The sequence below is a fragment of the Sphingomonas segetis genome, assembly GCF_009720245.1.
Taxonomy (GTDB): Bacteria; Pseudomonadota; Alphaproteobacteria; order Sphingomonadales; family Sphingomonadaceae; genus Sphingomicrobium; species Sphingomicrobium segetis.
Map to the genome: position 1 here is coordinate 1 of NZ_WJSQ01000258.1, position 2,077 is coordinate 2,077.

General features: G+C 68.0%; 2 protein-coding genes. One reads left to right on the forward strand and one right to left on the reverse strand.

Annotated features, from left to right (window positions below):
- Positions 1-909: hypothetical protein (locus tag GH737_RS15545; RefSeq protein ID WP_196233230.1), on the forward strand; the 909-nt coding region annotated here is incomplete at its 5' end.
- Here GH737_RS15545 and tagH read toward each other — a convergent pair.
- Positions 906-2,077: type VI secretion system-associated FHA domain protein TagH (tagH, locus tag GH737_RS14555; RefSeq protein ID WP_230558843.1), on the reverse strand; the 1,172-nt coding region annotated here is incomplete at its 5' end. The two genes, GH737_RS15545 and tagH, sit on opposite strands and share 4 nt — an antisense overlap.

Consider the following 2,077-nt stretch of genomic DNA (forward strand, 5'->3'; position numbering starts at 1 on the left):
CGCGCAGCGATCGTCGGCGGCGGCGCTACGGCGATCTTGCTGCTCGGGGGATTGACGTTCTGGCTGACCAGCGGGTCGGAGCAGGCCGGCGGCGGCCCCGCGGCCGTTCAGTCGCAATCAGGCCAGGCGCCGGCGGCACGCGGCTCGCAATCGCTCGCACAGCGGGATCCGGTCCGTGCCGCGGACGCGGCCATAAACTCGATCATTCCGTCGATTCCGTGCAGCTGGCTCAACGTGTCGGTCAAAGGTAGCGCTGGCGATCTCACCGTGCTCCTCGGCGGCGTCGCCGGCGATCCTTCGGAGGCTCAGGCGGAGGTGGCCTCGGCTCTAACCCGCGCCAGCCTGCCGAACGCGAACATCGACGCCTCGGCAATTGCTCCGATCGAACCCGGCGGCTGTTCGGCGCTCGATGCCTACCGCCAAATCCGCAATTCGGAAGCGCCGCGGCTCAACACTCCGCAGCCGATCTGGCATAGGAATACGGTCGCGGACGCCGGAGACTACAAGGGGCAACGCGTCGCCAAGCCACTGATAAGCTTTTCGACGGACGATCCGCGCACGGATCTCGCCATCATCGGTATCGCGCCGTCCGGATTGATCGATCACCTGATCGACAGTCGCAGCGATCTCGAGGATGGCGTACAGGCATCGCTCGCCGCGCTCCGCGCCGGAGATGCGAAGGAAACCAATCCTACGAAGACCGGGCCCAACCGATACGAGTTCAAACTCGATATCAATCACGAGGGGTGGTCGGGCCTCGTCCTGATCACCGGACAGGGCCCATTCCCTGCCGACATCGTGAGACCCTCCCTCGGCGCTCGCAACATTGCCTGGCAAGAGCGCTTCGCCACCTATGCCGCGCGGCATGGATGGAAGGCCGACATGCTCTGGTTTAAGGTCGAGGATTAACGCCCGGGCGCCTGGTGCGCGATCCTCGACTGCTCCTCGTACGCCTTTCGGAATTCCTTGGCGAAGACGTCCATGAAGGCTTCGTCAGAGCCGCGCGCCACTCCGCTGAACTCGCGTTCGTAGGCCCGCCACAACGCTGCATCCTTCGCCGCCGGGAGAATGCTGGCGAGAAAGCCGCCAGTTTCGGCGCGGCTGCGGATCGCGTCGGGGGAGAAGCGATCGAGCGTGGCCCGCAGCGCGCCCTGCATCGCTTTCAGCGTCGCCATCTGGTGCGATTGCAGATCGTAGAAGGCGTCCTCGACGGCACGGTCGGCGCTCATGAAGCCGCGCTCGGGAGGGCTGAGCAACTGCGCCAGCGCCTGCTCGGGCGCGCGTGCGAACTTGATCGGGTTGTTGCCGTCGAGCTCCAGGCGCGTGCTTTCCGCGCCCATTTGCGACTTTGCCCGCGCGCGCGCCTCGACAAGAATCACGAGCCCGGCGATGAGCCGGCGAAGCAAAGTGCCGCTGCGCGCGAACGCCTCCACCGGCGGACCTTTGACGGCCCCGGAGTCGAGGCCCGCCGCCGTGAAGAATTCCGCAAGCAGCCGTTCTGTGTCTGCCGCCGCTGGTGCGGGTGCCGGAGACTGCGCGGGAGTCGCCCGAGAGGCTTTGGCCGGAGCACGCGCGCTGCGTCGTGGCGCTGAGGTCTGCGCGGGTGGCGGCGGGACGGCAGCGGCCGCTTCCGCTGGCGATTGGAGCGGCATGGAACTGATCGAACTGTCGTCCTCGAGGCCGAGCGGATCGGACGGCGGAGGCTCGACCGGAGCGCCGAACCCGCCGCGCGCCCAATCCACGACATTGTCTTCGGCGATCTGTCCCCAGATGTCCGCCGGCCCGGCCGCGCGGGGGGCATCGGCGGCGGGGCTCGACCATCCCGAGGATGGGTCGGCCGCTGCCTTGGGTCCCTCCCAAACCGAACTTCCGTCCGGCATGTCCGAAGCATCGTGAGTCGGTCCCCAGCCGTCGGTGCTTGGGACTTCTTCGGCGACCGGCCGCCGTTCGCCCCACTCGAACCCTCGGCCGGGCGCATGCGCGGCTGGTCCGGCGATGGCCTGCCGGGCCTCGGGCGCGGCGTTGCCGGGTTGAATCGACGGTTCCCAGCTCTCAGGAGCCGCAGGCTGCGGTTGCT